General features: G+C 51.6%; 4 protein-coding genes. All 4 read left to right on the forward strand.

Going from position 1 to position 6,025, the window contains the following annotated elements; genetic code table 11:
- The first annotated feature begins 156 nt into the window (after positions 1-156).
- The 4 genes from RVM26_RS10925 to RVM26_RS10940 all read left to right on the forward strand — a co-directional run bounded on the left by RVM26_RS10925 (position 157) and on the right by RVM26_RS10940 (position 5,923).
- On the forward strand, positions 157-1,269 hold the full coding sequence (locus tag RVM26_RS10925; RefSeq protein ID WP_058578661.1) for a GNAT family N-acetyltransferase: 1,113 nt from the start codon (positions 157-159) through the stop codon (positions 1,267-1,269).
- A 23-nt stretch (positions 1,270-1,292) separates the two neighbouring features.
- Entirely contained in the window at positions 1,293-2,585 is a 1,293-nt protein-coding gene (locus tag RVM26_RS10930; protein ID WP_054641353.1) for a lysine N(6)-hydroxylase/L-ornithine N(5)-oxygenase family protein, read from the forward strand.
- 119 nt (positions 2,586-2,704) lie between these two features.
- Positions 2,705-4,873 carry a TonB-dependent siderophore receptor gene (locus tag RVM26_RS10935; protein WP_058578662.1) on the forward strand — a complete coding sequence of 723 codons (2,169 nt, stop codon included), beginning with the start codon at positions 2,705-2,707 and terminating at the stop codon, positions 4,871-4,873.
- A gap of 162 nt (positions 4,874-5,035) precedes the next feature.
- Positions 5,036-5,923, forward strand: coding sequence for an ABC transporter substrate-binding protein (locus RVM26_RS10940; protein WP_058578663.1), 888 nt, complete (start codon positions 5,036-5,038; stop codon positions 5,921-5,923).
- Positions 5,924-6,025 lie beyond the last annotated feature (102 nt).

The raw sequence follows: 6,025 nt of genomic DNA on the forward strand, positions 1-6,025 counted from the left end.
AGACGAATCGCTCCCGCAAAAAGTTAACCCACCATTACGTAAACAAGCCTCATTCTCATTCGTCCTTAGATAAAGAAGTCCGTCATACCGGCCCATGGCAGGTGATGTCGACGGCTGTTCCTTGTTTGATCCGTTCTCATCGATAGGAGCTTTGCGGTGTCCCGTTCTGTCCAGGCACAAACACAGGTAGACGCATCTTATGAAAGCCCCGCGGAAGCCGCGTTGCTCTCACGTCCCGAGGGCGTGGGCTATCACGTCATTGCGAATGCCACCACGCAGTCACTGCTCGTCAAGGGTGATCAAGAACGTCTTGAGTGGTCATTGGAGGACGATAGCAACACCTTGACGCTGCGCTGGCCGCAGCGCTCCGCCCCCCCACTCCCGGCGTTGCTCGCGGCGATCGAAGGGGCGTTTACCTTTCACCCGGCCACTGTGGCGATACGCCTTCGCTTACCCAGCGTCGTGCATGCCAACCTGTGTGCCGCCGGCATCGCCGTGAAAGATAACCAGGGAGAACTCTGGGCCTACGCGGAGCTATTTTGGCAGCTGCCCACCCTTTGGCTTACCTCCCCCTCCCTGCGCGCCTACCCCCAGCAGCCGATCCTTACGAATGGAAAACGCCATCCACGCCGCCCACCGCGCCCCAGTGGCACGGTCTATCAGCGCCATATTCCCTGGCTCGATGCCACGGTGAGCTTTCGCGTGCTTGACCTGGCGCTCGACCTGGAACGCTTCAACCGCTGGATGAACGACCCGGTCGTCGCCCACTTCTGGGAGGAGCAGGGCGACCTGGAACAGCACCGCGAGCGGCTAGAGAGCACCCTGCAAAACCCCAGCGTGTTACCGCTGATCGGCTGTATCGACGGCGAGCCCTTCGGCTATTTCGAGACCTATTGGGCCAAGGAGGATCGCATCGGTGCCTATTACGCAGCCGATGACTTTGACCGCGGCTGGCACGTACTCATCGGCGAAGCGGCTTTTCGAGGGCGGCCATATGTGGCGGCCTGGATGCCCTCCCTCTCGCACTATCTGTTTCTCGATGACTGCCGCACTCAGCGCCTGGTGATCGAACCCCGGGTGGATAACGCCAAAATGCTGCGCAACCTTGCCCAGTGCGGTTACGCCCACGTCAAGGCGTTCGATTTCCCCCATAAGCGGGCCATGCTCGGCATGCAGCTTCGCGAACACTTCTTCAACGAGCGCAGCTGGATTCCGCTGCCGCCCCACCCTGGGTCAGCGCCACGACCCGACCCACGCTTCACCTTATAAACACGTCAGCCACGAGGACCCTTATGCATATTCATGACTTGATCGGCATCGGCTTCGGCCCCTCCAACATTGCCCTGGCCATTGCGCTCGACGAACATCGTCAGACAGGGCAAGCGAAGGATGCCTTGTTCATTGAGCGCCAACCCTGCTTTGCCTGGCACCCGCATATGCTGCTGGACAACGCCCATATGCAGATCTCTTTCCTGAAAGATTTGGTCACGCCACGTAACCCTAAAAGCCGCTTCAGCTTCCTTAACTATCTGCACAGCAAAGGCCGCCTGCAGGACTTCATCAATCTGCAGACCTTCTTCCCCAGCCGTCACGAATTCAATGATTACCTGAGCTGGACGGCCAGCCACTTTGAACACCAGTGCGCCTATGGAGAGGAGGTATTTGAAGTACTGCCCGAAACGGACAGCGACGAGGTCGCCTACCTTCGCGTTCGCTCACGGGATGAGAGCGGCGCGGTACAGGAAAGGCTCACCCGCTCACTGGTGATCAGCGTGGGCGGGGCGCCCAACGTGCCGGAGTGCTTCACCGGGCTAAAAGACGACCCAAGGGTCTTCCACTCCAGCCACTACCTCAGAGAGCTGGCAAAGCAATACGCCCCCAAACGCATCGCCGTAATTGGTGCGGGCCAGAGCGCGGCTGAGATCTTCCTGGATCTGCACGGCCGTGAAGGCATCCAGGTGGATCTGATCAGTCGAGCCTGGGCCTTCAAACCCTCGGATGATAGCCCCTTCGTTAACGAAATCTTCAACCCCGAGTACACCGACTACGTGTTCAACAACCCCACCGGCCAGCGGGAAGCACTACTGCAGGAGTACAAAAGCACCAACTACTCGGCCCCTGATTTGGCACTGATTCAGGAGATTTACGATGTGTTCTACCAGCAAAAAGTCACCGGCCAGGCCCGCCACCGCTTCCGCCGCCGCCATGAGGTGATCGGCAGTGAAGCAGGCCCTGAAGGCGTCGAGCTCAAAGTGCGTGATTTGGAGACTGGCCATACGGATATCACCCGTTACGACGCCGTAGTGTTAGCCACCGGCTATGTACGCGACACCCATAAACGGCTGCTGGCTCCGGTGGCGGACTACCTGCCCGATTTTGCCGTCAATCGCCGCTATCAGCTCTATACCAAGCCTGAGTTCAAACCGGCTATTTTCCTGCAAGGCAGCTGCGAGCCCACCCATGGTTTAAGCGATACCCTGCTGTCGATTTTGGCAGCCAGGACAAGTGAGATTTGTGCTGCACTAGATCAGAAAACTGCCTTATATGCATCCTCGCCCTGTAAGCAAGAAGTCACCGCGCCATAGTGCTCGGCCACCCCGAGGCTCACTTGATGTTGACTTCGGGGTTCATATACTCATAATGCAAACAATAACAATTAAGATTTACACAAAATTAAAATGAACCTCATTTAAGGAGAACATTCGTGAACCAACCCACTTTCCGCAAGCGGTGGCTTACGGCCGCCATTGCTGTTGCTGCCTGCAGTACGTCGGCAGCTGTGCTTGCTCAGCAAAATGCTACGTCGACAAACCACTCGATTGACAATGATGGCAGCGAGCTGTCTACACTCACTGTCACCGGGGATCGCCTGCCCTACGGCATGACCGAAAACAGCAATTCCTACACTAGCGAAAGCACTAGCATTGGCTTAGTTTCACAATCTGTGCAGGAAACGCCGCAATCTATTAGCGTTGTTACACGAGATCGCCTCGATGATCAAGGGACTACCACGCTGTCTGAGGCCCTACGAAATGTCACAGGCATCACCGTAAATGAGTACGGTCCTAATCAGTATGTTATCAAGGCTCGAGGCTATAATATTGATTCCTTCCTTATGGATGGCAGTCCTGTTCAGAGCGCGGGCAGTGCCTGGGAAAGTGCCGGAGTATTTGACCCCGCACTACTTGATCGAATTGAAGTATTGCGCGGACCTGCGGGCATTCTCCATGGCGCCGGCGAACCCGGCGGCACTATCAACCTAGTTCGTAAGCGTGCTTTAGCTGAGAGCCAAGCCTCTGTATCTATTTCTGCAGGTACGGACGATGCCTATCGGGGTGTTGTTGATGTTACCGGCGCGTTAGACAGCGAAGGGCAAGTACGGGGCCGTTTCGTCGGTGTCTACGATGATCGAGACTCTTTTATTGATCACGTTTACTCAGAGAACCAAATCGGCTATGGCACGCTTGAGTTTGACTTGTCTCCCGAAACGACACTGTCAATGGGCGTTACTGTGCAAGATGAAGAGTTTAGACCGCACTCTGGATTACCAGCTTACAGTGATGGCACTCTACCCAATGTAGACCGCTCTACCTATATCGGATCTGACTGGGATAAGCAGACAGGAGACGCACAACGCTATTTTATAGAACTTGAGCATCGCCTAGCTAATGGAGGCGAAATAGTCTTTAAAGCTAATCGTTTGGATCGCGATGCAAGCCTAAGAAAAAGTAGTGAAGGAGTTCTAGTCGCTGATCAAAATACCGGCGAGTTTGCGATTCGTCAGATCGCTTGGGATCTGGAGAAGCAGGACGATTATTTGGAGGCCCAGTTTAGCACCCCATTCCAACTAGCTGGAGCAACTCATGAAGCCGTATTCGGCACCAGCTATCAGAGTAGTGAGCTAAGTAATCAATGGGTCTTCGGCGACCCTCAATATCTTCCTCAGAATCTGTTTGACCCAATACATAACCGTACAGAACCAGATTTCGATGGCACACCTGGTAGGACTGAGCTTAATATCGAACAATATGCCTCTTACGGCCAGTTTCGATTCAATCTTATGGATGATTTTACACTTGCGCTTGGTGGCCGTATAAATTGGTGGGAAACCAATAACTTTCTTGGTGGTGAAACGTCCGGTGATGATGGCACTGAGTTTATCCCCTACGCAGGATTGATCTATCGCCTCAACGAAGGGCTCAACTTATACACAAGCTACACTGGCATTTTTGAGCCACAAACGGCTGTAGGAAGTGACGGCAACCCTATCAAGCCAAGAGAGGGTGAGCAATACGAGGCCGGTATTAAAGGCTCACATGCCGAGGGTAGCTTGAACTGGCATGCTGCAGTTTTCCGTATCGAAGACACCAATCGCGCATATTCTGATCCTAATAATCCTGGCTTCTCGATTCCTATCGGCGAAGCAAAAAGTGAAGGCTTCGAGCTAGAAGTTAGCGGCGAACTGTTGCCTCGCTGGGATCTCAGCGCTGGTTATGCCTATACACAGACAGAGTTCGTAAGAGATGCTAATTCGGAAGGACTCACACTCTCGCCGGACACGCCGGAGCATAACTTCAACCTATGGTCACGCTATCGATTCAGCGATAATCCAAATCAGGGCTGGCGCCTTGGTGCTGGCATAAATACAGTCAGCAGTGTTTATGCCGAAAGCGGAGATACGCGTATAGAGCAAGGAGGCTATACCACCGTGTCAGCCATGGTCGGCTATCGAGTCAATGAGAACTTGGATATCTCTTTTAACGGCAACAACCTAACCGACAAAGAGTATTACTCCTCAGTTCGGGGAGAAACCCGACATAACTACTACGGTGCACCACGCAATTTCATGATGACGATGAAATATGACTTTTAAAAAATCAGCATAGCACTCCCCAACATCTCGATTTACATGTATTTTATTCGGCCCTGCTTAGGTAGGGCTGAATTTTTGATAGTGAGTATCTATCATTTTTTATACACTAATATTTAATCAGTCTTTTTTTGGGAATTTTTATTTTTTCTAAAGGAGTTCGCTGTGAGTTTTTTACGATTTCTGCCTAGGTCTTGGCGTACCCCTGTTTATTTAGTTGGTTTTATTTTAACCACTAACCCAGCACTGGCAACTAAATTGCCTCCATCTGTTGCAGTCTTTGACTGGACAATTGCAGAAACACTTCTCTCTCTTGATCCTAGCGCTGTCTCATTGGGCAATACCGCAGCCTTCCATAAATGGACTGGCGATAACTACAAAGATGTCGACATCATAGATATTGGAACACAGACATTTCCAAACATGGAACTACTAAGCAGCATCGAACCTCATCATATCCTTCTGTCTCCTAGCCAAGTTCGCCTCGGGCAAAGGTTAGCTAACATTGCACCTTATACCATCATCCAATCTTATCCTTATGTCGGAAATAGGAGTGGCCGTCTGTGGTCAAGCTTTGATGCATTTGCTCTTGAAATTGGTGTATCAGTCGATCAAAAAGCTGTAGCGGAACAGCTAATTATGGACACACGATCTCATCTTGAAGAATTGCGAAGTAACCTAAGCTCACAGCCACCACTGCTAGTTATTCAACTAGTAAATGAGCACTATGTCCGAGTATATGGCGAGAATAGTATGTTTCAGGAGGTGCTTCGGCAGTTAAATTTAAGCAATGCATGGACAGAAAAAACCAATCAGTGGGGCTATTCACTAGTAAGCATCAGAGAGCTTTTCAATGTGGAAGAAGCGAGACTGATTGTCATCGAAAGTGCATTCCCCATAGGTATAGAAAATAATATCGAGACTAGCGGCATGTGGCGTTACCTCCCCAGTGTCCAGCAAGGAGATTCTGTTGTTTTGTCGTCTTCTTTCTGGATAGCGGGTGCCCTCCCCTCCGCTCAACGCTTTGCCAATGCCTTGGTGAAAGCCCTATGATAGACACAATTTTAATGAGCATACTTTTTTTACTTTCATCCTAACCAGTTCACGCAAGTAGAATACTATAGATGAAATAACTGTAGCGGCATGCCGCTACAG

Source organism: Halomonas sp. KM072, assembly GCF_050710315.1.
In the GTDB taxonomy this organism is placed as follows: domain Bacteria; phylum Pseudomonadota; class Gammaproteobacteria; order Pseudomonadales; family Halomonadaceae; genus Vreelandella; species Vreelandella hamiltonii.

Excerpts from the sequence above, each read along its gene's own strand:
- RVM26_RS10930 (WP_054641353.1), top strand. The coding sequence starts at position 1,293 with ATGCATATTCATGACTTGATCGGCATCGGCTTCGGCCCCTCCAACATT.